This is a genomic window from Sphingomonas colocasiae (assembly GCF_019880585.1).
Lineage (GTDB): Bacteria > Pseudomonadota > Alphaproteobacteria > Sphingomonadales > Sphingomonadaceae > Sphingobium_A > Sphingobium_A colocasiae.
In genome coordinates, this window is the sequence record NZ_JAINVV010000015.1 from 107,850 (window position 1) to 134,005 (window position 26,156).

Below are 26,156 nucleotides of genomic sequence, written 5' to 3' on the forward strand. Positions count from 1 at the left end.
GTCCTGTATCGTTCATTGCGCGCTGATTCCAAATGAAAACACAATCGGGAGCCGATCATGACCCATGATGAATATGTCGCGCACGACGCAATGGGACTGGCGAAGCTGGTCGCCGACCGGCAAGTATCGACATCCGAACTGCTCGACGCGGCACTTGCCCGGACCGCCGCGGTCAATCCGGAAATCCATGCGCTCAACCATCTTTTCGAGAACCGCGCGCGGGCGGATATCGCGAACGGCCTGCCTGCGGGGCCGTTTCACGGCGTTCCCTTCGTCCTGAAGGATCTCTACATGGCCTATGCCGGCGAGCCGACCGCGAACGGATCGCGCTTCTGGGCCGGCCATGTGCCGACGCAGAGTTCCGAATTGTTCGAACGCTATCGCCGCGCCGGTTTCGCCATCTTCGCCAAGAGCGCGACGCCAGAACTCGGGTACAGCGCAACGACCGAGCCCGCCAACGCGCCGCCGACGCGCAATCCCTGGGACGTGTCGCGCACCGCCGGCGGGTCGAGCGGCGGTGCGGCGGCGGCGGTCGCGGCAGGCATCGTGCCGATGGCGCACGCCAGCGACAGCGGCGGATCGATCCGCATTCCGGCGTCATGCTGCGGCCTGTTCGGGCTGAAACCCACGCGCGGCCGCATGCCGATGGGGCCGGAACGCGGCGAATCGAGCGCGGGGCTCGGCACCGCCCATGCCGTCAGCCGTTCGGTGCGCGACAGCGCGGCGCTGCTCGATCTCTCGGCCGGACCCGATCTGGGCGCCCCCTATGGCATCGCGCCGCCAGCCCGCGCCTGGCTGAGCGAGGTCGGCGCCGATCCCGGCAGCATCCGCATCGCACTGGTGGTCGACCTGCCCGGCGAGGCTTCCGTCCATTCCGATTGCCGGGAAGCGGTGCTGGACACGGCGGCACTGTGCGAAGCGCTGGGCCATCATGTCGAGCCCGCCGAGCTGCCGGTGGATCGCCGGCTGCTCGGCGGCGCGTCCGCCGTCGTGGCCGCGACGCTCGTCCGCGCACTCGTCGACGCCCGCGCCCAGGAGCTCGGCCGACGCCCCGGAGAGGGCGAACTCGAACCGCATGTCGCCGGCCTTGTCGAAGCCGCACGGACGATCGGCGCCGCCGATTATCTGCGCGCGATCCAGTATTTCCAGAAGACGAGCCGCGACCTCGCCGCCTTCCAGACGCGCTATCCGCTGATCCTGACCCCCGCGCTGGCGCAACCGCCCGCCCCGCTCGGCACGCTGACGGGCTCCGACGTCCGGACAGTGTCGGCCGCGTTCGCGCCCTATTCGGCGCTGGCGAACGTCACCGGCATTCCGGCGATGACCGTGCCGCTTTTCCGCAACGCCGCCGGCCTGCCGATCGGCAGCCAGTTCATGGCGCGGTTCGGCGACGAGGCCCTGCTTTTCCGCATGGCCGCGCAACTGGAGGCGGCGCGCCCGTGGAAGGACGCGCTGCCGACCTTGTGGAAGATGCAGGCGCGCTGACGCATCCGCACAGTGGAGCACTCAAGCGGCGCGCGGGCTGGCACCGGGACAAGATGAAACCCATCGCATCCCGGTGCTACTCCCCCAGGAGCGCTTTAGAACTTGAAGCTGGCGCCGATGCCGTAGGTCGCCGGATCGCTCACCACCGCCGAAACCGCGCCACCGAAGCGGAAGGCCATGACGATATAGCGATTGTCGGTCAGGTTGCGGCCGAACGCATAGACCTCCAGCCCGTTGTCGAGTTCGACGCCCGCGCGCGCATCGAGCCGATGCCAGCCACCCGTGCTCACCTGCCGTTCGTTCGCGGCGGTGAAATAGCTGTTGGATTCGAACGCGTAATTGGCGTTGAGCTTCAGCTTCACCCCGTCGCTGACCGGCGTCGCATAATTGACGCCGAAGCCGCCCGACCAGCGCGGCGCCTGGTTGAGCTGGTTGCCCGCGCGGTCCGCTGTCGGTGCGGGCGTGCCCACGCATTGGGCGTCGTTGTTCTGCGGCGTGCCCGTGGTGATGCCTTCGCAGAAATCGGTGTAGACGCCCTTGGAATAGGTGACCTGGCCGGTCAGCGTCAGCCCCTCGACGGGGATGATGGCGAGATCGGCCTCGATCCCCTTGACGCTGGCGGCGCCCGCATTCTCGATGCGCGAGATCAGCGAGGTTATCAGCCGGCGCAGTTGCAGGTCCTTATAGTCGTAATAGAATGCCGCGGCATTGAGCGTCACCCGGCGGTCGAGGAACTGCGTCTTGACCCCTGCCTCATAGGCCCAGAGCTTCTCCGCGCCGAAGGTGTTGAGCGCGCCGCCCGCGCCCGGCTGATAGGCGAAGCCCGGCGACTGGTAGCCAAGGCTCGCCTTGGCATAGAGCAGTACGTCGCGATCGGGCTTGTAGTTGAGGCCGAAGGACGGAAGGATCGCGGTGTCCGAAACCTTGCCGATGATCGGCGGATATTGGCCCGGCGTGCCCGCCGTCGAATAATCGATCGAGAAATCGCGCTTCTCGTAGTTGAGCCGCGCGCCGGCGACCGCGGTCAGCGAATCCGCAAGATCATATTCGAACTGGCCGAAGGCGGCGAGCGCGGCAAGATCGCTCTTGGAGTGCGGGCGCGGATCGGCGCGCAGCGCCGTCTTGGTATAGGCGACAGGATTGACGCGCAGCAGCACTTCCGCCTTTTCGTTGTAGTAATTGGCGCCGACGGTGAAGCGCAGCGGGCCGGCATCGTAGACGCCGCGCACTTCCTGGTTGAACGTGTCGTTCTTGTTGATGAAGACCGGCTGGATCGACGTCGCCGTCGTCGCGTCGATGTCGTAGACCGTGAAATAGTTGAACTTGCGATAGCTGGAGATAGAGGTGATCGTGAAATCGTCCGACGCCTCGGCATTGATCGTCAGCGCGACACCGCCGGTGCGCAGCCGGGTGCGGATCTGATCCTCCAAATTGGTCGACACCGTCTTGGTGGCGAAGACGGTCCGGCCGCCGACCAGCGTCGCCGGCGTGAACAGATCCTCCGACTTCTTCATGGTATAGTCGGCGGACAAGGTCGCATCGAAGCCGCCGCCATTGTCGTAGCGCAGCTTGGCGCGGCCGGTATAGGACGAGGCGTCGCCGATGCGGTTGCCCGTCACCGTGTTGCGGTAATAGCCGTCATGTCCGCTCGCCGAACCCGAGATGCTTGCGGAAAAGCCGCCGCCGATCGGACCGCTCAGATAGCCGCCCACCGCGATGCTGTTGAAATTGCCATAGCTCGCATCGATGCTGCCCTGGACGGTATCGCCGGGCTGATGCGTGACGATGTTGATCGCGCCGGCAGTGGCGTTGCGGCCATAAAGCGTGCCCTGCGGGCCGCGCAGCACTTCAACCCGCTCGATATCCTTGAGCCCGAAAAAGCCGGCATCGGGCTTGGAGAGATAGACGCCGTCCAGATAGACGGCGGTCGCCTGGCTGGCGCCGATCGGCACGGGCTGGCCGGCGATGCCGCGCAGCGAGACGAGATTGGTGGAATTGACGCCGGCGAAACCGGAGATCGAAAGGCCGGGCACGCTGCCCTGAAGATCGTAGACCGTCTGGATGTTGCGGTCTTCCATCGTGCTGGCGCTGAGCGCGCTGATCGCGATCGGCACGTCCTGAAGCCGCTCGGCGCGGCGCTGCGCGGTGACGATGATATCGCCCTCCACCGCTTCCGGCGCCTGGGCGGCGTCCGCCTGCGGCTGGGCGGTATCCTGGGCGAAGGCGGCGGCAGGCATGGCGCCGGCCAGCAGCAGCGCCAGCGCGAAGCGGCGGGTCGACGGGCGATGATTCATAGATGTGCGCATTCGGTCCTCCCACGCTCGTCTCTCGAGAGCTTGCGCAAACCCTAGCCGCGTCAGCCGCGAACCGCCCCATGATGAGATTCGCTGCCGTCCATCGGAGAAACGCATAGATGGCATCTCGGGCTCTGTGCGTCGTACGGACGCAAGGCTCTTCACTGAGGGATGTTCAAGGAAAACAAGACCCGGAAACCCCGTCGGGATCGGCAAGATGGGTTTCCTCAACCGTCCGCCAGATGATCCCGATACCGGTCGCGCAGCACTTTCTTGTCGATCTTGCCGGTCGCGGTCAGCGGCACCTGGGTGATCACCACCGCGTCGGGCATCCACCATTTGACGATGCGCGGCTCCAGAAAGGCGAGCACCGCCGCCTCGGTCACCGTCTCGCCCTCATGCGGCTCGATCGCGAGCAGCGGACGTTCCTCCCATTTCGGATGATAGACGCCGACGACGGCGGCGATGCGCACGCCGGGGCAGGCGACCGCGATATTCTCCAGATCGATCGAACTGATCCATTCGCCGCCGGACTTGATCACATCCTTCTTGCGATCGGTGATCCTCATGAAGCCATAGGAATCGATCGTCGCGATATCGCCGGTGTCGAACCAGCCATCGGCGTCGGCGGCATCCTTGTCCGCGCGGAAATAGCGCTGCACCGTCCATGGCCCGCGCACGAGCAATGCGCCCGAGGCCTCGCCGTCATGCGGCAGGTCGTTGCCCTCCTCGTCGACGATGCGCAGTTCGATGCCGAACTGGATCCGCCCCTGGCGCGTCCAGATCACCTCGTCCATCGCATCCTCGCCTTCGGCGGCGAGCTTGGGCGTGGGCGTGGAGACCACGCCGATCGGGCTGGTCTCGGTCATGCCCCAGAGCTGGCGGACCTTGACGCCGTAGCGCTGCTGGAAACTCTCCGCCATCGCGCGCGGCACCGCCGATCCACCGATGACCAGCGTCTCGAGCGCTCCGGTATTCCCGCCCGTCCGCTCCAGATGCGCGAGATACATGGTCCAGATCGTCGGCACGCCGCCCGAAAAGGTCACGCCTTCCGCCTGGATCAGTTCGTCCAGACTGGCGCCGTCCATCTTGTCGCAGGGCAGCACCAGCTTGCAGCCGTTGATCGGCGCGACGAAGGGCAGGCCCCAGGCGGTGGCATGATAGAGCGAGCTGCACGGCATCACGCAATCGAACGCGGAGAAGCCGAACGCGCCGGTGAGCCCGCCCGCCATGGCGTGGAGCACCACCGAGCGATGGCTGTAGAGCACGCCCTTGGGATCGCCCGTGGTGCCCGAGGTATAGCAGAGGAAGGAGGCGCTGTTCTCGTCGAGCTGCGGCCAGTCGTAATCGGTCGCCCGATCGGCGATCAGTACCTCATAGCTCGCCGCGCCCAGGGTGCCGGAATCGAGCCGTTCCGCATCGGACAGCATCACGAAATGGCGGACCGTCGGCAACAGCGGCTTCAGCCGCTCGACCAGCGGCAGGAAATTGCGCTCGAAGAACAGCACGCCGCTTTCCGCATGATTGATCGTATAGGCGATCTGGTCGTCGGGCAGCCGGGGATTGGCGGTGTGGAGCACCGCGCCCATTCCCGGCACCGCGTAGAAAAGCTCGAAATGGCGATGCGTGTTCCAGCCAAGCGAACTGACGCGATCGCCCGCGCGGACGCCCAGCGCCGCCAGCATATGCGCCGCCTGCGCGCTGCGCCGCCCCCATCCCGCATAATCGTAGCGCCAGACCGGTTCATCGACCAGGCGCGAGACGATCTCGCGATCGGCATGCGCGCGCGACGCGAAGCGCAATATCCCGCTGATCAGCAAGGGGGTCGTCTGCATCAGGCCGCTCAACATCGCGGTCGCTCTCCTCTCGTTTGTCATCCGCTGGATAGGGCTTGCCCGATCCGAACGGCACATGAAAGCTTTGGCGGCGCATCATCAGCTATCATGATGGCTGCAGCTATCAGGATTGGAGATGGCGGGCCGCCAAATCGATCATGCATCCCGATCGCGGCAGGCTGCTAGCACGCGTGCCGGAAGGACAGAACCGGAGGGCGACGCTTCGGGACGGGCCGGCCGGAGACGATGGCCAGCCGGCCGACGATCGCCCCGCCCGACCGTTGCGGACGCCCGCCGGGCCACAGGGAAGGCCGGCAATGAAGCTGTATACATTCGTGCGTGACGGACAGGAGCGGATCGGCGCCGGGCTGGACGAGGAGATGCTCGTCGATCTGCACGCCGCGCACGCCCATCCGGCCTTTGCGAGCATGCGGGCGCTGATCGAGGCGGGGCCGGACGCACTCGGCGCGGCGCGCGGCGCGCTCGACGCGGCAAGCGGCGACGCACGGATCCGCATCGCCGATGTCCGGATCCTGGCGCCGCTGCCCCGCCCCACCAAGATCCGCGGTTTTTCCGTCTTCGAAAAGCATCTCGTCCAGGCGACCGACGGCGCCGCGCGCACCATGGCGGCGGGCGAGAGCGATCCGGAGGCCGCCTATTCGGAGAAGCGCCGCCAGTTCAACCTGGACAGCCTGCCCGGCGTCGGCTGGCGCCAGACCCCCGCTTATTATTATTCGGATTGCACGACGGTGATCGGGCAGGACGAAACCGTCACCTGGCCCAGCTATTCCGAGTGGATCGATTATGAGCTGGAGATCCTCGCCGTGATCGGCCGGGGCGGCAAGGACATCCCGGTCGACCAGGCCCATGACCATATCTTCGGCTATACGATGATGAACGACCTCAGCGCCCGCGACGCGCAGTTCATGGCGATGTCGACCGGTCTGGGCTTCGCCAAGGGCAAGGATTTCGACGGCTCCAATCCGCTCGGCCCCTGCATCGTCACCGCCGACGAGATCCCCGATCCCTATGCCCTGGCGCTGCGCACGCGGATCAACGGCGAGCAATGGTCGCACGTCCAGGGTATCACCCCCCAATGGTCCTTCACCGACTGCATCGCCTATGCGAGCCAGTCGCAGACGCTGCATCCCGCCGAACTCTTCTCGACCGGCTGCACGCCCGACGGCTGTTCGATGGAGTTGATGCGCAGCGTCAAACGCGGCGATACCGTGGAGATCGAAGCCGAAGGCATCGGCGTGCTGCGCACGCGGATCGCCTGAGCGTTTGTTTTGAAATGCGCCTTTGGCGCATGACCGCACCGGCCTTGGAAATGTGCTCTTCCGCACATTTCCGAAACAGACCCTGAGCAGGGAGACGAGCAATGACCGACAAGCCGCGCGTGGCGATCGACCTGGTCCGCGAATGCGAACATCCCGAGGCGCGCGCCACCTTCGAGAAGCTCGCCGCCGGCAGCGTCGGCATCGTCAACATCCACCGCACCATCGCCAACAGCCCGACGGTGTTCGCGCGCTTCATCGATTTCGCCCATGCGCTCCGCTTCAAGACCGAACTGGACCCCGCCGAGCGCGAACTGGCGATCCTGCGCGTGCTGGAACGCTGCGACGGCCATTACGAGATCGTGCATCACCGCCGCATGGGTCTGGCGGCCGGACTGAGCGAGGCCGAAGTCGACCATGTCGGCGATCCGGGCGAACCGAACCCGATCTACAACGACCGCCAGCGCGCGATCCTCGATTTCGCGGATCGGTTCGCCGCCGGCGCCGGCGTCGACGCGGCGGCGGGCGAAGCGCTCTCCGCCCATCTCGACAGCCGCCAGCGCGTCGAGCTCGGGCTGACGCTCGCGCTCTATCTGGGCCTTGCGCACTTCACCAACAGCATCGACGTGCCCGCAGATTGACGCTGCCGCGCGAATCCTCGTAATTTGCGGCACCCGCGGCATTCTGGCCGTGCGGCTCCGGGAGAGCATGATTGCCGTTTCGTGGTTCGTTGCAGGATGTCCGCCTGTTCGTCGCGGCCTATGAGGAAGGATCCTTCACCGCCGCCGCGACGCGCGAGAACAGCACGCAATCCGGGGTATCGCACCATATCCGGCAGCTTGAGATGCTGCTCGACGTCAAATTGTTCGTCCGCGAGAAGGTGGGCGTCACCGCGACGCCCGCCGCCGACATCCTGTATCGCCGCTGCATCGAGATGCTGCGCGGAATCGACGAGGCCGCCAATCAGGTCGCGCATTTCGCCAAGGGGTTCCAGGGCAGCTTCACCGTCGGCATCATTCCGGCGCTGACGCACCGGATCGTGGCGCCGGCGCTGCTGCGCTTCACCGCGCTCCACCCCAATGTGAAGGTCCGCATCGTCGAAAGCTTCGGATCGCTGCTGCCGCAGATGGTGGCGTCGGGCGATGTCGATTTCGCGATCAGCACGCTGCACGGCGGCGAGACCGGCATCCATGCCCGGCCGCTGCTCTCGACACCCGAATGCCTGGTCTCGCGCGTCAACCGCGCCGACGAACCGCCCGTCACCACCGCCATGCCGGCGACGCCGGTCAACATGGCCTGGGCCAGCCGCATGGAAGGGCGCCGCGCCGCGATCAGCGCCTGCCTGGCCGCACACGGCACCGGCATCGATGCCGAGCTCGAAATCGATTCGGCGCTGGCGATGCTCGATCTGGTCGGGCGATCGGACTGGAAGACGGTGACGCCCTGCCTGATGATCGATCCGATCGCCGACGCGCAGCGCTTCACGATCCGGCCGCTGCGCGATCCCGACGTGAATTTCGAGATCATGCTGCTGGAACGCACCAGCACCGTGCTGACGCCCGAAGCCGAACTGTTCGTCGAAATCTTCACGGAAGAGGCGCGGCGCGGCACCGAGGACTGGATCGCCCGTTTCCGCGACCTGGGGCTGATGTAGGGCATTTTCGGCTTGGCCGTTCACGGTCGACAGCCCGGAAATTGCGCCCGCCCCTGCTCCATCAGATCGGGGCATGATCCTGCCCCAGAATCATAATGCGCGCTCCGCCGACGGCGCTGATATGGCGGATATCAATCAAGCCGCGACAGATGAGAGGATCGGATGGCCAAGGAAATCAGGCTCAATGTGCTCGAACAGGGAAATCCGAGTTTCCAGGCGTTCGGGCTGTGGGCGCATCCGCGCGACAAGGCGGTCGATTATCTGAAGATGGATTATTGGCTGGACTATGCCCGGCTGGCCGAACGCGGACTGTTCGACAATTTCTTCCTGGCGGACGTCTACGGCTTTCCCGACGTCTATGAAGGAAGCGCCGCCGGCGCGCTGCGCAACGGATCCCAGGCGCCCAGCCTCGATCCGTCGGTGATCGTGGCGGTGATGGCCACCGCCACGAAGAATCTCTGCTTCACCATGACGGGCAGCGCATCCTATGAATCGCCCTACAGCTTCGCGCGGCGGATCTCGACGCTCGACCATATCACCGGCGGGCGGCTGGGCTGGAACATCGTCACCAGCTATCTGCGCAGCGGCGCGCTCGCCATGGGCCGCACCAAGCTGACCGAACACGACCTGCGCTATGAAATGGCCGACGAGTTCCTGGAGGGCGTCTATCGCCTGTGGGAGCAAAGCTGGGCCGAAGGCGCGCTGGTCAAGGACAAGCAGAGCCGCATCTATGCGGAACCCTCGCTGATCGATCCGATCGAGTTCAACGGCGAATATCATCAGTTCAAGGCGATCAGCGCGGTCGAGCCCTCGCCGCAGCGCACGCCCGTGCTGTTCCAGGCCGGCGGGTCCGAACGCGGCCGCCGTTTCGCCGCCACCCATGCCGAAGGCGTCTATCTGAACGGCACCAAGCCGGAACTGGTCGCCGCGCAGGTGGCGCGCATCCGCGGCGCCGCCGCCGAGCAGGGCCGCGATCCCCAGTCGCTCAAATTCTTCACCGGCATTTCGGTCTTCGTCGACGAGACCGAGGCGCTCGCGAAGGCGCGCTACGCCGATTACAAGAAATATAGCAGCTTCGAGGGGCTGATCGCGATGATGTCGGGCGTGATGGGCATCGACCTGTCCAACTATCCGCTCGACCAGCCGATCACCTATGAGAAGAACGACGCCAACCAGTCCGCGCTGGAGATGTTCACCCGCAACAACCAATGGACGCTGCGCCAAGTGCTCGACGAAAAGGCGCTGTGCGGCACCAATGTCGCGCTGATCGGCACCGCCGAGCAGGTGGCCGAGGAAATGGCGCACTGGATGGAGGTCTGCGACATCGACGGCTTCAACGTCGCGCGCATCGTCGCGCACGAGACGCTGGAGAATTTCGTCGACATGGTCGTGCCCGAACTGCAGAAGCGCGGCCTCTACAAGACCGAATACCGCCCCGGCACCTTCCGCGAGAAGCTGTTCGGCCACAATCGCATCGCGAGCGACCATCTGGCGGGCAGCTTCAGCCGATAGGCGAGATCGGTCCGGATTTGCGGAGGTGGCCGGGTCCGCCTCCCCCTTTTCCGTTTGCTTCGAGCGCAGGTTCGAGCTTGCCGAGAACCGAAGTCGAGAAGCCCGGCACCGCAGCTTCTCGACTGCCGCGTCTCGACTTCGCTCGACGCTGCTCGAAGCAAACGGGCAAAGTATCTTTAAGCCAGGGCCTCCAGATACGCCGCGCGCGCGCCCTCGACGGACACGATCACCTCGTCGAGCAATCCGCGATTGGCCATGGCGACGATCCGCGTCACCGACGGGCGCGCGGACAGGCGGTTCCACCAGCCCGTGGTGCGCGGCAGCCGCGTCGTCCAGGCGGCCGACATGCCGAATTCGTCCAGCCGCAGCATGATCGGCATCATCGCGCAATCGGCCAGGGTGATGCGATCGTCGGCCAGCCAGTCGTGATCGGCGAGCGCCGCCTCGATCCGGTCGAGCATCTTGCGCAGCGAGGCGAGCCCGGCCGGCACGAACGGGGAGTCCAGGCCGCGCAGCACGCAATCCTCGCGCATCAGCCGGCCGGCATGATCGGTCATCGCATCGAGCATCACCTTCAGCCGCACGGTATCGATCGGATCGCCGAACATCGATCGGATGAAGGTTGCCGCGGTGATCGCGCCCAGCGCCGGGAAATATTTCTCGTCGATCAGCTTCAGCCACAGATCGCACTGCGCGCGCCGCCAGGGATCTGCGGGCTGGAGCGCAGGCCCGTCATAGGCCTTGTCGAGATAGCGCATGATGATCGAGGATTCGACGAGCGGGCTGCCGTCGTCGAGCACCAATGTCGGCACCACGCCATCGGGATTGAGCGCGCGATATTCGGGCGTGCGAAGATAGAGGCGATCGAGCTCGCGCGTGCCGACGGGCGCGCCCTTTTCGAGCAGCGCCATCAGCGCCTTTCGCGCGCAGGTCGCGTGATGCATCACATAGAGTTCGGCCATCGCCCCTCCCCTTCTTCTTTTCGTCCGTCGCTCAGGCGCGCAGCCTGACCTCGACCGCTTCATAATCGTCGGAAACCGCGCTGTCGCGCCAGTCGGCACCGCCCGGAATGACGATCAGGTCACCGACGCCCGCGCGCAGCCCGGCCCCGTCCACCTGCGCCTCGCGCCAGCCCTGCATCACGAAGATGAAGCGAAAGCGATCGTCATGCCGGCCGGCGCCCGCCTCGAACGGCTCGGTGCGCGAGCGGACATGGCGGCGGATATCGAATTGCGCATCATAGGGCGCGGCGACGGGATAGCCGTAATCGATGATGCCGCGCGCCGATCCGCTGCGCACCGCGTCGCTGCTGCCCCAGGTGCGCGCCGGGGTGTCGATGTCGCGCGGCGGCATCGCCGCCTCGGTCGTGCCGAAACTGCCCGGAAAGGTGATTTCCGCGACCTGATAATCGGCCGAGGGATTGCTGACGTCGTGCATCACCTGGCCGGGGATGAACAATATGTCGCCCTTGCCCGCGCGTGCATAGGTTTCGCCGCGATAACCGAGCTCGATCGACCCTTCGAGGACGAAGGCCACCTGGAGCGCGCAGTCGTGATAATGCCAGGGGCTGCCGAAGGCCGGCTTGTCGACGAAATGGCCTGGCACCGTGGAAATGGCGCGCGCGGCGTCGCCGGTGATCTCCTGCAGCCGGTAATCGATCGTCCAGCCGGCGGCCGAGCGATGCGCCTGGCCCGGCTGGTGTGCCATCTGGATGCGATGATCCGCCGCCTTGCGCACGAGCACGCCGGCCTCCGCGCGGCGATCCCCGTTGAAGTCAGTGGCCATGGTCGATCCTCCGTCCAGCTTTGCAGGTCATGTTAACAGCTCCGCCCGTCTCGCGCCCAATCACGAAATCGCTGTTCCCTCATGCGATGTTCTGATGCGCCGGCGCCGCGAAGCGCGGCAGGGTCAGGAACAGGCCGGCCGCGCAGCACAGGGCGGCGGTGGCGGCGATCAGCACCTGATCATACCCGCCCGCCCAATCGGACCAGAAGCCGTAAAGCGAGGTCGACGTCATCGTGCCGACGACCATCACGGTGAACAACAGGCCGTAGATCCGGCCGAAGAAATGCGCGGGGAAATAGCGCGAGACGAGATAGGCGGCGAGATCGAACTCCGCGCCGATCACCAGCCCGACGGCGCAGGCGCCCAGCGCCGCCGCCGATGCGCCGCCAAAGGCGAGCATGCCCACGCCGAGCGCGGCGGCCAGCGTGACCGCCGTGGCGACGAACGGCGCGAATATCCGGTCGATGACGATGCCGACGGCCAGGCGCGATACGATCATCACCGCGCCGATCATGCCCGCGAACAACGCCGCCCGCGCGGGGCCGACGCCATGATCGATCAGCAGGGGGATGAAATGGACGAGGATGCCGGTGACGGAGACCTGGATCAGGAAGAAGCCGATCGCGAGCGTACGGAAGATCGGCTGCGCCAGCATGGCGCCGAGCGATTGCCGTGCCTCCGTCGCCACCTCCGGCGCGTCGACGGGTTCCGCGCGGCGATGGCGCCAGACCGGCCAGGAAACCAGCGGCAGGGTGACGAGGCTGAGCAGGGCGATCGCCAGATAGGCGCTGCGCCAGCCCTCGCTCGCGACCACGCCGCTCAACAGGCTCGGCGCGATCATGCTGGTGACGCCGATGCCGAGCAGCCCAAGGCCCAGCGCGGTGCCGCGCGCGCGATCGAAGCCGGTGGCAACGATGCGCGACATGATCAATGTCGTCGCCCCCGCGCCCGCGACGCCCAATGCGGCAAGGATCGCGAGGAACGCCGCATAGCTGCCGTCGAGCATGGCGAGGAGAGCGAAGGCGATCGCGGTGGCGGCAAGCGACACGGGCACCATCAGCGCCACGCCGCGCCGATCCGCGACCATGCCCGCAAAGGGCGCGACGAGCGCGGTCACCGCCAGGTACAGCGTGATGCCGAACGAGATCCTGCCGCGCGTCCAGCCGAATGCGTCCTGCAGCGCGGGCATGAAGACGCCGGCGGTATAGGGCACCAGCACGGTCGGCCCGACCCCGCTGCCGAGCATGACGGCCAGGATCAGCAGCCAGCGCGACCGCAATTCCCCCAGCGCCGATCCCGGCGACGTGCCGTTCATCCATCCTCCCGCGATGCGGCAGGCCTGCGCCCACCATCCTATCGGAGCCTACAGCGCCCCCCTCCAGCCGGCGCATGATGAAATTGGGCATCCGCCATGCGATCTTTTGATGATCGGCCGGCCCGCATTTGCGGATAGCCCCGCATCAAAGGCAGCAACGATGGCGGCTGGAGAGCGGACATGGTCGAGACGGCGCAGGAATCGGAAATCGGATTTATCGGGCTCGGATCGATGGGATCGTGCCTCGCCCGCCGGCTGCTGGCGCGCAACCACAGGGTTGCCGGTTTCGATCCCAGCCCGGATGCGATGCGCGATTTCGTCGCGGCGGGTGGCCATGGGGCGGCGTCGATCGCCGAACTGACGGCGCACGCGCCGGCACTGCTGCTCGCGCTTTCCAGCTTCGGCGCGTTCCAGCGCGTGATCGACGAGATCGTCGCCGCACCGGGCGACGGCGGCGTCGTGATCGACATCAACACCCTGTCGCCGGACGACAAGCGCGCCGCGCGCGACCGGCTGGCCGGCGCCGGCTGGCGGATGCTCGACTGCACGATATCGGGCACGCCCGAGATGGTCGCGCGCGATCTGCACGGATTCTATGTCAGCGGCGACGCCGGGGCCGCGCAGGCCGTCGCCCCGCTGATCGCGGACATCGTCGATGCGCCGTTCGACATGGGCGAATTCGGCAATGCCGCGATCATCAAGCTGGTGATCAACCATATGGTCGTCTGCCACAATGTCGTCGCCGCCGAGGCGATGAGCCTGGCGCTGAAGGCGGGTCTGGATGCCGAGACCGTCTATCGCACCATCACCGCCAGCGCGGGCAATTCGCGGATCTTCGAAGTACGCGGCCGGATGATGGCCGAGGAACGCTATCCCCCGGAAACCATGTACCAGCTGATCGTCGACAAGGACGCGCTGGTGATCGCGGAGATGGCGCGCACGCTGCGTCACCCGCTGCCGATGTTCGCGCCCGCGCTGCAGGCGCATGTCGGGGCGCTGTCGACGCGCTGGGCGAACACCGATCCCGCCTCGCTCTGCGCGGTGATGGAGGAACGATCGGGCGTGGAGCGGCGGCGGCCCTGATCGTGGACGGCGTTTTCGATCATCTGATCATCGGCGCCGGCACGGCGGGCTGCGTGCTCGCCAACCGCCTCAGTGCCGATCCCCGCCGCCGCGTCCTGCTGGTGGAGGCGGGCGCGGACCATGTGCCCGGCGCGGAGCCGGCGAGCATCCGCGACGCCTTTCCCAGCTCGGTCGCCGAACCCGGTTTCTTCTGGCCCGGCATGCGCGCGCAGGTGACGCTGCGCGCGGGCGATATCCGCCCCTATCAGCAGGCGCGCGTGATGGGCGGCGGATCGAGCATCATGGGCATGATCGCGCTGCGCGGCCTGCCCGCCGATTACGACGCGTGGCGCGACGCCGGAGCGATCGGCTGGGGCTGGGACGATGTACTGCCCGATTTCGTGCGGCTGGAACGCGATCTCGACTTTGACGGCCCGATGCACGGCGCGGACGGGCCGATGCCGGTTCGCCGTCACGCGTCGCAGGGCTGGCCGGGCTTCTGCAAGGCGGTGGCGCTGGCGATGGGCGAACGCGGCTATCCGCTGGTGGACGATGCCAATGGCGATTTCCGCGACGGCGTGTTCCCCACGCCGATGACCAATCTCGCGACCGGGCGGATCTCCTCGGCGATGGCCTATCTCCCGGCGGAGATCCGGCGCCGGCCCAATCTGGAAATCATGAGCGGCGCCCAGGCGACCGCGCTGCTTGCGCAAGGGAGCCGCATCGCCGGCGCCCGTATCCGCTGTGACGGCGCTCTTGCCTATGTTGCCGCGCGCGAGACCATATTGGCGATGGGCGCGATCCATTCGCCCGCCATGCTGCTGCGCAGCGGCATCGGCCCGGCGGATGCCCTGCGCGCGGCGGGCATCCCGGTGATTGCAGACCGGCCGGGCGTCGGCGCCAATCTGCTCAACCACCCCGCCCTCTATGTCGCGACGCATCTCGACCGAAGCGCGCGCCAGGATCCGGCGCAACGGGCCTGGAGCCAGAACAGCCTGCGATACAGTTCCGCGCATCCCGGCTGCCCGCCCGGCGACATGCTGATGTTCGCCTTTGCGCGGACAAGCTGGCACGCGCTCGGCAGGGCCGTCGGATCGGTCAATGTCGCGGTCTATCAATCCTTTTCGCGCGGGACGGTCTCGGTGCGGGCCGCCGATCCGGACATGACGCCCGACGTGGATTTCCGCCTGCTTTCGGACAGCCGCGACCGCGAACGGCTGATCGCCGGCGTGCGCTTCGCGCTCGAACTGCTTGTCGATCCCGGGGTCGCCCGGCACCGGCACGAAGCCTTTATCGCCAAGGGCTATATGGCGCAGCGTCTCGCCCGGCCGCGCCTGTCGAGCGCGGTCGCGGCGCGGATGATCGCGGCGCTGCTCGACGGCCCCGCCGCGCTGCGCCGGCGTCTGCTGGCCGACGACACGATCGATCCCGCCGCGCTGCTCGCCGATCCGGGCGCGCTGAGGGCGCTGGTCGAAGCCAATGCCTTTCCCATGGGCCATGTCTCCGGCACCTGCCGGATCGGCCGGGCGGACGACCGCCAGGCCGTGCTCGATCCCGCCTGCCGGGTACGGGGCGTCGACGGGCTGCGCGTCGTCGACGCGTCGATCATGCCGTCGATCACCACCGCCAACACGCATCTGCCGACCCTGATGATCGCCGAGCGCGCATCGCGCGCGATCCTTGGCGACAGATAGCCGTTATTGCGCGAACCAGACCCTGCGGATCAGCCCGTTTTCCACCTGATAGACCGCGACCGCATCGAAACTGCGGCCGCTTGCGAGCGTGACGCGTTCATGATCGGTGACGAACGCGCCGGTGACGGCGCGAGAGACGATGTCCGCCCTGGGCTTCGCGCGCGCGAACAGCCCGGCATACAGCGCGGAGAGCGCCGGTTTTCCCGTGAGCCTCGGTTTGGGCTCGGCGCCCAGATCGAAGATTTCGATATCCTGGGCATAGGTCGCTACGAACGCGGCCTCGTCATGACGATTATAGGCATCGAGCTGGCGCTGGACGACCGTTTCCGGGGACGTAGCGGCCTGGGCCGCGGCCGGCGCGGAACCTGCCAGGGCAAGGGTGATCAGAAGCGCGTCGAACATGGTCCACCTCTCGCTATCACGATGTACCGCGCGCCATTTTCCGCCAGGACGGGGCCGCATCGCGCCAGGGCGTTGAACCCTTTTCCACGCCTTCGCGTTCGGCAATCACGTTCGGTTATTCCCCAACTCGGGGCCGGCGCCTCGCCAGGCGCCGGCCCCTGTCTTTTCCGGCTCGCCGGTCTTTTCAAGCTTATTTGCCGTCGAAATACTCGACGACCATGCGGGAAACCGCACCGATGCGGTCGTCGCCATCTGCGTCCAGGCCCGCCATGTCCATGTTGAAAGACGTGATCACGATCGGCCCCGATTTCGCATAGACGATGCCGATATCGTTGGTGACACCGATCGTCTCGCCGGTCTTGTGACCGACGGGCGCGGTCAGCCAGTGCGGGATCTTGCGCGTGCCCGCCTGCTGCGCGCGCAGGATGCGCTTCATCTCGTCGCAAGCGGCCGTGGAGGCGGCGGTGCCGCGCTCGATCGATTCCATCAGCCGCCCGCCTTCGCGCGGAGTCATGATGCCGAACCATTGGCGTTCGTCGGCGGAGCGCTTGCGGACAAGCTCCACCAGCCGCCCATCGGCGTTCGCAGCCTGCACCTCCGCGATCAGCCTCGCGCGGGGCTGCGTGAAATAGGGAATGTCGGTGCCCAGCGCGAAGATATCCTCCGGCCCCAGCGCGCGATATTTCGGATCGAGCACCGCATAGAAGCCACGGAAATAATCGAGCGTCGTGTAGTTGAGCCGAAGCGTCGGATATCCCGAACGGCGCAGGAAATCATTGACCGCGTCGACGCCGCCGACGCGCGCGATCATGATGTCGGTCGCGCTGTTGTCGCTGGTGATGATCATCTGGGTGATGATGTCGCGCAGCGTCGGCTTCAGCCCGAAATCGTTGAAGCGGAAAACACCCGAACCGCCACGGAAATCGGCAGCCTTGATCTCGTGGCGCTCGTCCAGATTCAACCTCTTCTGGTCCGCGAGTTGATAGGCGAGGACCATGATCGCCACCTTGATCGTGCTCGCGCTTTCATAATGGCCATCGGGATCGACCGCGGCCTCTTCGCCGGTCGCGAGATTCTTCGCATAGAAGCCTGACTTGGACGGAAAGCGAGCAAGCTCGGCGGCGAGCAGCCGGGTGAGGCCGGACGATTGCGCGCCGGCGGCGGGCTGGGCCGTCGCCTGCATCGCCGGAAGGACCAGAGCCGAGACGAGCAGAGCCGTTCCGAAAAGACGCTTCACCACAATTCCCCCTATCCTGCGCCGCGATGCCTGACCGCGATCGCCCATCGCTTCATGATAGCCAATGCACCCGATCCGGCAATGTCACATGATTGCAGCATCTTCCGTTCAGGCGTACGCTTGGATCCAGTCAACGGGAGAACCCTCATGCGCACCATGGCCTTGCTCGCTCTGGCTGGATCGGCACTAACCTCCGGCGCGGCCGCAATCGCTCAGGATACCCCGATGGACATGCGCGATCTGGTCGGGGCGCGGGCTGGCCAGGCCGAAGGGCAGTTCGCCGCGCGCGGCTATGAATATGTCGGCACGCAGACCGGCGACGATCGCAAATGGACGACCTGGTGGCACCCGCAGCGGCGATCCTGCATCATGGTCGCGACCGTCAACGGCCGTTACGACTCGATCGTGAACACGCCCGAAGCGGACTGCCGTCGGGGCGGCGGCGATCGCAATCCGGGCTATCGACCCGACCCTGGCTATCGGCCCGGCCCCGGCCAGCGCCCCGATCCGGGATACCGCCCCGATCGTCCGGGCCGGCCAGGGGATGACGGCTTTGGCTGGGCAGGCGGGCGCCAGATCGACATGGGACTGGTCTGCTTCGGCGAAGGCCGACGACCGGCACTCGCGACCCGCTATGGCTGGAGCTGGAACGAGCGCAGCGACCGCTATGATTACGGCAACCGCACCGAGCTGTCGTCGCAGGATTTCGATGCGTCGGTGACGGTCCAGATCTGGAACGGCGGCGGCCGCATCCGCCTGCCCCGCACGCTGGTGCCGCCGATCAACTCGCGCGGCAGCAATGGCTGGTGGGATCTGGCCAATGTCGCCAATGGCCGCAACCAGATCACCGCCACCTATCGGCTGAACGGGCTCAACAAGCCACGCGTCACGATCGATCGCCGCAGCGGCCGTATCTCGATCCGGGGGACCGGCACCTATGCCTTCCGGGGAAGCTGCGACCGCATCGACGGCCGCGATCATCGGCGCTTCTGACGCCTCGGCTCAAAGCGCCTCGTTCACCTGGATGACGGGCTGAACGCCGGTGAAATTGGGGATGTCCCCCATGATCTCGGCGGCGTGCGGCCCGCCGAGCGCGCCCGCCAGCGCCTCGTCCGAAACGAAGCCGACCAGCGCGATCAGGAAATAGGGCGGCTCCGCGCCATCGGGGCCGGCGACGCCGCGAAACGCCTGGACGCCCTGTAGCCCCGCATCACCCCAGCGTGCTTCGACAAGTGGCACATGGGTCTGGATATAATAGTCGAAATCGAATTGCGCGCCCGCCGCACGCGGATAGATGACGCTGACCGTCGCCATGGCCGACTCCCTTGATGAAGACGGGCATGAGCCCATCCTGGCCCGATCATGTCAATTGCGGTGTCGCGCTCTTCAGGCCATCGCCCAGAGGCCGGCACGCAGCGCATCGGGATCGGCGAGCGCCCGTTCGGCCTCCGCATGAGTGTGCTCCCAGATCGGCAGTGCGCGCCGCAGCAGCGCACGCCCGGCATCGGTCAGCGACAGCAGCCGGCCGCGCCGGTCGGCGGGATCGACCACGGATATCAGCAGCCCGCGCCGTTCGAGCGGCTTGAGATTGGCGGTGAGCGTCGTCCGGTCCATCGCCAGCACCTGCGCCACCGCCCCCATCTTCGGCGGCTCCGGCCGGTTGAGCGCCATCAGCAGCGAGAATTGCCCGCTGGTCAGCCCCACCGGCCGCAATGCATCGTCGAAGCGCCGGGAGAGAGCACGCGCGGCCCGTTGCGCGGCCAGGCACAGGCAATGGTCGCGCACATGATGCGTGGTTTCGAACGACAGGCCGTCCTCATCGGTCATGCCGGAATTTAGGTTGAGAACAACCTATCGGTCAACGGATCGCTTTGCGCGCGACGCGGATCGCGGCGCCATGTCGGTTTTCTTCTGTATATTCGTCTTCCCCATAAGGTTGCAGCAAATGCGGCAAATGACGAATGTGTTTTGCCAGGGGGGACAATGATGACCAGATCGCGCACGCGCCTGACGGGATGGCTTCTCGCGGTCTGCGCGCTCATGGCGGGCAATGCGGCCTCGGCCGGCGAGACCGCGCCCGCGCTGCCGCTCACGCCCCACCGTCAGTTCGATTTCCAGGTCGACGAAGCCACCTGGATGGCGCCCGACCTGTCGCCCGACGGGCGGACGATCCTGTTCGACATATTGGGCGATATCCATGCGATCGACGTCGGGGGCGGCACGGCGCGGCCATTGCTGCATGGCCTGGCCTATGAAACCCAGCCGGTCTTTTCGCCCGACGGCAGCCAGTTCGCGTTCATCAGCGACCGATCGGGCGCAGCGAACCTGTGGATCGCCAATCGTGACGGCACCGGGCTGAAACAGATTTCGCGCGACGAGAGCGCGGCGATCTATTCCTCGCCCGCCTGGTCGCCCGATGGGCGCTTCATCTATGTCTCGCGCTCGATCCATGCCGATCTGGCGTTCGAGATTGTCATGTACGATCGCGACGGCGGCGCGGGCGTCCAGATCACCAGGGCCAGGCCCAACGGCACCGAAGGGTTCGACACACGCATCAACGCACTCGGCGCGGCGCCCTCGCCGGACGGGCGCTATCTCTATTATGCGCAGAAGACGGGCACGCTCTGGCATGACCGCTATCTGCCGCATTGGTCGATCGTCCGGCGCGACCTGCGCAACGGCGCGGAAGCGACGATCCTCGCCTCGCCCGGCGGCGCGATGCGGCCGATGCTCTCGCGCGACGGCCGCCGCCTCGCTTATGCCAGCCGCACCGGCACGCGCACCGGCCTGCGCCTGCGTGACCTGGACACCGGCGAGGACCGCTGGATCGCGGCGATCGACCATGACAGCCGCGAGGGCGGCTATTATGTCGATCTGGTCCCGCGCTTCAGCTTCTCCGCCGATGGCCGATCGATCCTGACGAGCACAGATGGCGGGCTCACGCGCATCGATCTGGCGAGCGGCACCACGACAGCGATCCCCTTCACCGCATCGGTCGCGCTCGATGTCGGACGATCGACACGCATCGCGCAAAAACTCGACGACGGTCCGGTCACGGTGCGCGTGCTCCAGTCGCCCGCCCCTTCCCCCGATGGCCGCAATGTCGCCTTCACCGCGTTGGGCGGACTCTACACCCGGCCATTGACCCGCGACGGCGTCGCACGCGCGGTGCCGGGCGTCGAGGGCATGGCCTTCCAGCCGAGCTGGTCGCCCGATGGACGCACGATCGCCTATGTCACCTGGACCGCGAACGAGGGTGGCCAGCTCTGGACGATCCCCGCGCACGGTGGACGCCCGCGCCGGCTGGCCCAGTCACCCGCCATGTATAGCGAACCGCAATTCGCGCCCGATGGACGGAGCATCGCGGTGCTGCGCGCCAATCATCACGACCGGCTCGAAACCAGCGACGAGCTCTCGCAGAACCGGCAGACCGATATCGTGCTGCTGCCGGCGGGCGGTGGGTCGGGCCGGCTGGTGACGAGCGGCCTGGGCATTCGCGCGCTCCAGTTCGGCGATGCCGGCCGACTGCGCTTCACCGCGCCCGAAGGAACGAGTTCGATCGGGCTCGATGGCGAGGATCTGCGCCGCGACGTCGCCTTCAAGGCGCGCAACGGCAATCAGTATTTCGCCGGCATGCCGGTGCCGCCCGAGGATGTCCGTGTCAGCCCCAGGGGTGACCACGCGCTCGTCAAGGCGGCGTCGCAGCTCTATCTGGTCGATCTGCCCCCGGCCAATGCGCCCGGCGGCGCGACGATCCAGCTTTCAGCGCCTCCGGTCGCACTGACGCGGCTGACGCGCGTGGGCGCCGATCATCTGGCGTGGAGCCGGGACGGTGCGTCGATCCTTTGGTCGGTCGGATCGACGATCCGCACCGTCGCCTTGGCCGGCATCGCGGGCACGCCGCCCGGCACCGCCGAAAGCCGGGCGGAAAGCTTCCCCACCCCGGTCTCGCTGCCGCGTGACATGCCGAACGGCAGCGTCGTGCTGCGCGGCGCGACGGTGGTGACGATGCGCGGGGACGAGGTGATCACGAACGCCGATATCGTGGTCACCGGCAACCGCATCGCCGCGATCGGCCGGACCGGTGATGTCGCGGTGCCGGCGGGCGCCGCGATCCGCGACGTCGCCGGCAAGTTCATCATACCCGGTCTTGTCGATACCCATGCGCACTGGTTCGAGATCCGCCGCGGCCTGCTCGATCGCGGCCATTGGGATTTCCTCGCCAATCTCGCCTATGGCGTCACCGCCGGCCTGGACGTGCAGCCCTTCACCGTCGACATGTTCGGATATCAGGACATGATCGACGCCGGCATGATGCCCGGCCCCCGCGCCTTCACCACCGGCCCCGGCATCTTCGTCAATGCGGAGGTCAATTCCAAGGCCGACGCCGTCGACGTCCTCACCCGCTATCGCGACCATTATCGCACGCGCAACATCAAGTCCTACATGATCGGCAATCGCCGCCAGCGCCAGTTCATGACCGAGGCGGCGGCCGAACTCGGCATGATGCCGACCACGGAGGGCGCGAGCGACCTGACGCTCAACCTGACCCATGCGATCGACGGTTTCGCCGGCAACGAGCACAGCCTGCCGGTCACGCCGCTGCGCGACGATATCGTCCAGCTCTATGCCCGCACCCGCATCGGCTATTCGCCCACCTTCAACGTCATGTACGGGGGCATGCCCTCGCTCGACAATCTGATCATCCGCGACGATCCCAGCCGCGACGCGAAGCTGCGCCGCTTCATGCCGGGCGGCGTGGTCGATGCGAAGATGCGCGGACGGGAATGGTCCTCGCCCGACGACAGCCTCTATCCCGCCTTCGCCACCGATGCGCTGCGCATCCAGCGCGCCGGCGGGCTGGTCGGCATCGGCAGCCATGGCGAGCTTCAGGGCCTGGGCTATCATTACGAGATGCAGGCTTATGCCGCGGGCGGCGCCACCCCGCATGAGGTGCTGCGCGCCGCCACCATCGGATCGGCCGAGATCATCGGCCATGCCGCCGATATCGGCAGCATCGAGGCCGGGAAACTGGCCGACCTGCTGGTGCTCGACGCCGATCCGCTTGCCGATATCCGCAACGCGCGCGCGATCGGACAGGTGATGAAAAACGGCCGGATCTACGATGCGGAGACGCTGGACGAGGTCTGGCCGCGCGTGCGGGCCTTGCCCGCGCAATGGTTCCGGAAGCCCGCCGACGGGCAATGACCCCGAACCCGGGCCGGCCCGACGCGCCATATTCGGGATGGATCGTCAACGGTTCGTCGCAATGGCCGCGCAATCTTAAGGAATGATAGACCAAGACTGTGCGATAAGGCCCCGCATGAAGAACGCTCCTTCAGAAGGAGCGAGATAGGCGTTGAGGATATGTCGGGACTGGCCGTTTTCGCCACAGTGATCGCAATTGCGTTCGTCGCCGCGCTGGCATGGCTGGCCGGACTTTTCCTGCGCGCGCCGCGCGGTTTTCAGGACAGCGGCGGTTTCGGTATCGACCGGCGCAGAAATCCCGATCCCAATGCCAGCGCCGCCGATCGGCGCACGGGGCCCGACAACGGGCAGTCGCGCAGGCGCGCCGACGATTCGGCGGCCACCGAAGCCACCCGCGGCACGCGGCAATTCGATCGCTGAACGGGATCCGGCAAGAGCCGGCCGATCCCGCGCATCCGTTACCGCGCCGCCACCTCGCCCCGCGGCCGCAGCGGGCCGGATGACTGAGTCGCGATCACCGCCTCCAGTTCCGCATCGCTGAGCGGCTCGTCGAAGGCGATGCCGAACCGGCTGCCGACCACCCAGCGCACCGTTGCCGACCGGACGATCCCTGCGCAATCCAGCGCGACGCCGGCGCCTTGCTCCGGCGGGTCGGCGACGTGCACAAGCGCCCCGCCGATCGAGATGTCGAGCAAATGGATCCGCACGGATATGCCGCCAAGCACCATATGCGCAGGCTGGAATACCTTCAGCCTGGGCGTCGCCCGCCGTGACGGAGCCCCGTTCCTGCCGCCCTGCACCAGAATCCCCCTTAGCGTCGCTTGGCCGCGTCACGCTTTGCCGCCCGGATGGCCGAAGCGCAAGCAGGCGCGCCGAACGATCAGCGACCGGTCTGGATCAGCCGCGTCCCATCATCGGACACTACCAGGCAGGTCAGGCGACCGCTGTGATAGGCACCGGTATCGATCCCGATCCGATTCGGCCGGAATACGGGTTCATCAACGATCACATGACCGTGCACCACACGCACCCCCCAATCCCGGTCCGCACTCAGAAACGGTTCGCGGATCCACATCAGATCGCGGGCATGCTGGGCATGCACCGGCCGCGCCGGATCCAGCCCGGCATGGACGAACAGATGGCCGCGCCACGCAAAGGCCAGCCGCAGCGCCCGGAGAAACAGGATATGGGTGGGCGGCAGCGCCGACGAGAGAGCGTCGCGCAAATCCGTCCAGTCGGGGCCGTCGGGCCGGTCCGGCACCGATACGCCATAGCTTTCGAGGGCTTCGCGACCACCATATTGCAGCCATGCGGGCCCGGCGGCGGCCGGTGCCTCAAGAAATTCGAGCATCCGATCCTCGTGATTTCCCTTCAGGAAAACACGCGCGACGCCATCCCCGAAGGGCGTTGCCAGACGATCGATCACCTGCGCCGAAGCCGGACCGCGATCGACATAGTCGCCAAGATAGCAGATGACCGGTCGCAACGGCCTGCTCGCGACGATATCGGTGGCGATCGCGGCCTCGATCTCCTCGAGCAGGTCGAGACGGCCATGAACATCCCCCACGGCATAGATCGCGGTGGCATCCGCGGCTTCGGGGCTCGGATAACGGCTGGCATCGATCAATTCGGGCGTGCTCATCGCCCTGCGCTTCCATGAATCGCCGGTTGCCGCAATGTCATAGTCGCCGGCCCGGCGGCGCGGCGCCGGTCCGCAACACCGCGCAAGCGGCGTCCATCGCGACATGAAAGATAACCTCGCACCGAACCCATCAGGACAAGCAGCCGCGCCCCCTATATTGCCTTCCGGTCAAATCACCTGACCGCCTCAACTCATCATATTTCTATATCGCCTTCCAACTGGTCGATTCTTCACCAGAATTCCCGCCTCAAATCGATCGATATCACCATAACCATTTAAGGCATTGTCGCACACCGACAGGAATGGATGCTTTCACCTTCTGACCCGGAATGATGCAGGATTGCCGATACTGGAGCGACTGAATGACGATTATTGAGGAGATTCGTCGCAATTAGGTCCATTTTGGCTTGCAAGTATCGGCAAGCCGTTGCAGGCGGATTTCCGCAATTTCACGGAGTCCCTGACGTGACCGATAATCAAGATACCGGCATCAATGCCGTCGAACTCGCCGCAGACCTGACGGTGGCGTGGCTGTCCAATCCCAATACGCGCGCCAGCGCGGAGGACGTGCCGACTTTCCTCAAGGCCATGCACGGCGCCGTCAATGATCTGACCGGCGCGGATGCCCCGGCCGCAGCAGAGGCCGCGCCCGCATCCGAATTCACCGCGGCCGTCACCGTGCGCAAGTCGCTCGCGTCGAAGGATCACATCATCTCGATGATCGACGGCAAGCCCTACCGCACGCTGCGCCGCCATCTTTCCACCCATGGCCTCAGCCCCGAACAATATCGCGAGCGTTACGGCCTGAAGGCCGATTATCCGATGGTCGCCGAAACCTATTCGGAGGCGCGCCGCGCCATGGCCAAGAAGATCGGCCTGGGCCGCAAGCCCGGCCAGAAGGCGACACCCAAGGCTGCTGCCACGGCGGCGCCCGCGGCGGCCGCACCCGCCCCGGCCAAGGCGAAGGCACCGCGCGGACGCAAGCCGGCCGCCAAGTAATCCGGATGTTTCACGCCGATGAGCGGTAAGCTTGCTTCACCGCTCATCGGCATCGCCCCGCCCGGCGAAGATTCCGGCAATGGCATCCCTGCGCCGAATGGTGCACAAGGGGAATGTGTACGGATCTGGGGCGGCGGGCTGACCGATGACGATGCGATGCCGCGCGGCCGCGGCTGATCGAATGCCGCCACGCCGCCGGCACTGACGCATGTTCGATCCGGGCAGCGACCCCGACGCCGATCTGCTTTCCGCCGCCGTCGCCGGAGACCGCGATGCATTCGCGGCGCTCCTTCGCCGTCATTATGATCGCATTCACGGCCTGGCCTGGCAGTTGACCGGTTCGCGTGCCGATGCCGACGATGTCGCGCAGGATGTCTGCTGCGCGCTGGTCGAGAAGATCGCCGGCTTTCGCCGCGAGGCCAAGTTCAGCACCTGGCTGTGCGGCATCGTCTATAATGCCTGCCGCGATCTGCATCGGCGCAAACGCAGCTTCGGCGGCTTCACGGCACGGCTTGCGGTGCTCGCCGGGCTGGCGCGCGCACCCGACGGACGCGATCTCTACGACGCGATCTGGCTGAAAAGCGCGATCATGCGGCTGAAGCCCGCCTATCGCGATACCGCGATCCTCGTCGTCGGCCAGCAACTGACCCATGGCGAGGCGGCCGGAATATTGGGCGTCGCCGAAGCGACGATATCATGGCGGATGCATGAGGTCCGCCGGCTGATCGCGGAGGATCGCACGCCCACGGCGTAAA

At 66.5% G+C, this 26,156-nt stretch carries 23 protein-coding genes; 12 read left to right on the top strand and 11 right to left on the bottom strand.

Annotated elements, in window-relative coordinates:
• The first annotated feature begins 57 nt into the window (after positions 1–57).
• Positions 58–1,485: an amidase gene (locus K7G82_RS28355; RefSeq protein ID WP_222993712.1), complete on the top strand. Its 1,428-nt coding sequence runs from the start codon at positions 58–60 to the stop codon at positions 1,483–1,485.
• A gap of 95 nt (positions 1,486–1,580) precedes the next feature.
• Here the strand turns inward: K7G82_RS28355 and K7G82_RS28360 are convergent, their stop codons facing one another.
• Both K7G82_RS28360 and K7G82_RS28365 read right to left on the bottom strand, forming a co-directional pair.
• Positions 1,581–3,791 (bottom strand): TonB-dependent receptor, encoded by a 2,211-nt coding sequence (locus K7G82_RS28360; protein WP_222993714.1) that lies wholly within the window; start codon positions 3,789–3,791, stop codon positions 1,581–1,583.
• A gap of 215 nt (positions 3,792–4,006) precedes the next feature.
• Positions 4,007–5,614 carry a long-chain fatty acid--CoA ligase gene (locus tag K7G82_RS28365; RefSeq protein WP_246623950.1) on the bottom strand — a complete coding sequence of 536 codons (1,608 nt, stop codon included), beginning with the start codon at positions 5,612–5,614 and terminating at the stop codon, positions 4,007–4,009.
• Between the two features lie 317 nt (positions 5,615–5,931).
• On the opposite strand from K7G82_RS28365, the gene K7G82_RS28370 reads away from it, so the two are divergent.
• The 4 genes from K7G82_RS28370 (at position 5,932) to K7G82_RS28385 (ending at position 10,057) form a co-directional block, all read left to right on the top strand.
• A complete protein-coding gene (locus tag K7G82_RS28370) occupies positions 5,932–6,894 on the top strand; it encodes a fumarylacetoacetate hydrolase family protein (protein ID WP_222993718.1) in 963 nt (320 codons plus the stop codon).
• A gap of 101 nt (positions 6,895–6,995) precedes the next feature.
• On the top strand, positions 6,996–7,532 hold the full coding sequence (locus tag K7G82_RS28375; RefSeq protein WP_222993720.1) for a carboxymuconolactone decarboxylase family protein: 537 nt from the start codon (positions 6,996–6,998) through the stop codon (positions 7,530–7,532).
• Positions 7,533–7,603: 71 nt separating this feature from the next.
• Positions 7,604–8,545, top strand: a complete 942-nt coding sequence (locus tag K7G82_RS28380) for a LysR family transcriptional regulator (RefSeq protein ID WP_222993722.1) — start codon at positions 7,604–7,606, stop codon at positions 8,543–8,545.
• Between the two features lie 162 nt (positions 8,546–8,707).
• Positions 8,708–10,057 (top strand): LLM class flavin-dependent oxidoreductase, encoded by a 1,350-nt coding sequence (locus K7G82_RS28385; RefSeq protein ID WP_222993724.1) that lies wholly within the window; start codon positions 8,708–8,710, stop codon positions 10,055–10,057.
• Between the two features lie 176 nt (positions 10,058–10,233).
• On the opposite strand, the gene K7G82_RS28390 is transcribed toward K7G82_RS28385, so the two are convergent.
• The 3 genes from K7G82_RS28390 to K7G82_RS28400 form a co-directional block, all read right to left on the bottom strand.
• Positions 10,234–11,019 carry a glutathione S-transferase family protein gene (locus K7G82_RS28390; protein ID WP_222993726.1) on the bottom strand — a complete coding sequence of 262 codons (786 nt, stop codon included), beginning with the start codon at positions 11,017–11,019 and terminating at the stop codon, positions 10,234–10,236.
• 31 nt (positions 11,020–11,050) lie between these two features.
• On the bottom strand, positions 11,051–11,842 hold the full coding sequence (locus K7G82_RS28395) for a cupin domain-containing protein (protein WP_222993728.1): 792 nt from the start codon (positions 11,840–11,842) through the stop codon (positions 11,051–11,053).
• Positions 11,843–11,921: 79 nt separating this feature from the next.
• Complete coding sequence (locus K7G82_RS28400; protein WP_222993730.1) at positions 11,922–13,157, bottom strand: MFS transporter; 1,236 nt, start codon at positions 13,155–13,157, stop codon at positions 11,922–11,924.
• Positions 13,158–13,301: 144 nt separating this feature from the next.
• Here K7G82_RS28400 and K7G82_RS30265 point away from each other — a divergent pair, with 144 nt between their 5' ends.
• Together K7G82_RS30265 and K7G82_RS28410 are read left to right on the top strand one after the other, a co-directional pair.
• A complete protein-coding gene (locus K7G82_RS30265; protein ID WP_343228674.1) occupies positions 13,302–14,240 on the top strand; it encodes an NAD(P)-dependent oxidoreductase in 939 nt (312 codons plus the stop codon).
• 2 nt (positions 14,241–14,242) lie between these two features.
• On the top strand, positions 14,243–15,913 hold the full coding sequence (locus K7G82_RS28410) for a GMC family oxidoreductase (protein WP_343228671.1): 1,671 nt from the start codon (positions 14,243–14,245) through the stop codon (positions 15,911–15,913).
• 3 nt (positions 15,914–15,916) lie between these two features.
• Here K7G82_RS28410 and K7G82_RS28415 read toward each other — a convergent pair whose 3' ends face one another.
• Together K7G82_RS28415 and K7G82_RS28420 are read right to left on the bottom strand one after the other, a co-directional pair.
• Positions 15,917–16,315 (bottom strand): nuclear transport factor 2 family protein, encoded by a 399-nt coding sequence (locus K7G82_RS28415; protein WP_222993734.1) that lies wholly within the window; start codon positions 16,313–16,315, stop codon positions 15,917–15,919.
• A 190-nt stretch (positions 16,316–16,505) separates the two neighbouring features.
• The gene (locus K7G82_RS28420) at positions 16,506–17,552 is read right to left on the bottom strand and encodes a serine hydrolase (protein WP_222993736.1); all 1,047 of its coding nucleotides are present in this window, start codon (positions 17,550–17,552) and stop codon (positions 16,506–16,508) included.
• Between the two features lie 225 nt (positions 17,553–17,777).
• On the opposite strand from K7G82_RS28420, the gene K7G82_RS28425 reads away from it, so the two are divergent.
• A complete protein-coding gene (locus K7G82_RS28425; protein ID WP_246623951.1) occupies positions 17,778–18,545 on the top strand; it encodes a hypothetical protein in 768 nt (255 codons plus the stop codon).
• A gap of 9 nt (positions 18,546–18,554) precedes the next feature.
• On the opposite strand, the gene K7G82_RS28430 is transcribed toward K7G82_RS28425, so the two are convergent.
• The gene (locus K7G82_RS28430; RefSeq protein ID WP_222993741.1) at positions 18,555–18,866 is read right to left on the bottom strand and encodes an EthD family reductase; all 312 of its coding nucleotides are present in this window, start codon (positions 18,864–18,866) and stop codon (positions 18,555–18,557) included.
• A gap of 72 nt (positions 18,867–18,938) precedes the next feature.
• The gene (locus K7G82_RS28435; protein ID WP_222993743.1) at positions 18,939–19,379 is read right to left on the bottom strand and encodes a MarR family winged helix-turn-helix transcriptional regulator; all 441 of its coding nucleotides are present in this window, start codon (positions 19,377–19,379) and stop codon (positions 18,939–18,941) included.
• Positions 19,380–19,538: 159 nt separating this feature from the next.
• Between K7G82_RS28435 and K7G82_RS28440 the strand changes: the two genes are divergently transcribed.
• Entirely contained in the window at positions 19,539–22,760 is a 3,222-nt protein-coding gene (locus tag K7G82_RS28440) for an amidohydrolase family protein (RefSeq protein ID WP_222993745.1), read from the top strand.
• 159 nt (positions 22,761–22,919) lie between these two features.
• Entirely contained in the window at positions 22,920–23,180 is a 261-nt protein-coding gene (locus K7G82_RS28445) for a hypothetical protein (RefSeq protein ID WP_222993747.1), read from the top strand.
• Between the two features lie 38 nt (positions 23,181–23,218).
• Here K7G82_RS28445 and K7G82_RS28450 read toward each other — a convergent pair whose 3' ends face one another.
• Positions 23,219–23,560 (bottom strand): PilZ domain-containing protein, encoded by a 342-nt coding sequence (locus K7G82_RS28450; protein ID WP_222993749.1) that lies wholly within the window; start codon positions 23,558–23,560, stop codon positions 23,219–23,221.
• Between the two features lie 80 nt (positions 23,561–23,640).
• On the bottom strand, positions 23,641–24,402 hold the full coding sequence (locus tag K7G82_RS28455; protein ID WP_222993751.1) for a metallophosphoesterase: 762 nt from the start codon (positions 24,400–24,402) through the stop codon (positions 23,641–23,643).
• Between the two features lie 465 nt (positions 24,403–24,867).
• Between K7G82_RS28455 and K7G82_RS28460 the strand changes: the two genes are divergently transcribed.
• Together K7G82_RS28460 and K7G82_RS28465 are read left to right on the top strand one after the other, a co-directional pair.
• Positions 24,868–25,401, top strand: coding sequence for a Ros/MucR family transcriptional regulator (locus K7G82_RS28460; RefSeq protein WP_222993753.1), 534 nt, complete (start codon positions 24,868–24,870; stop codon positions 25,399–25,401).
• A 208-nt stretch (positions 25,402–25,609) separates the two neighbouring features.
• Positions 25,610–26,155, top strand: a complete 546-nt coding sequence (locus tag K7G82_RS28465; protein ID WP_222993755.1) for an RNA polymerase sigma factor — start codon at positions 25,610–25,612, stop codon at positions 26,153–26,155.
• Position 26,156: the final 1 nt, after the last annotated feature.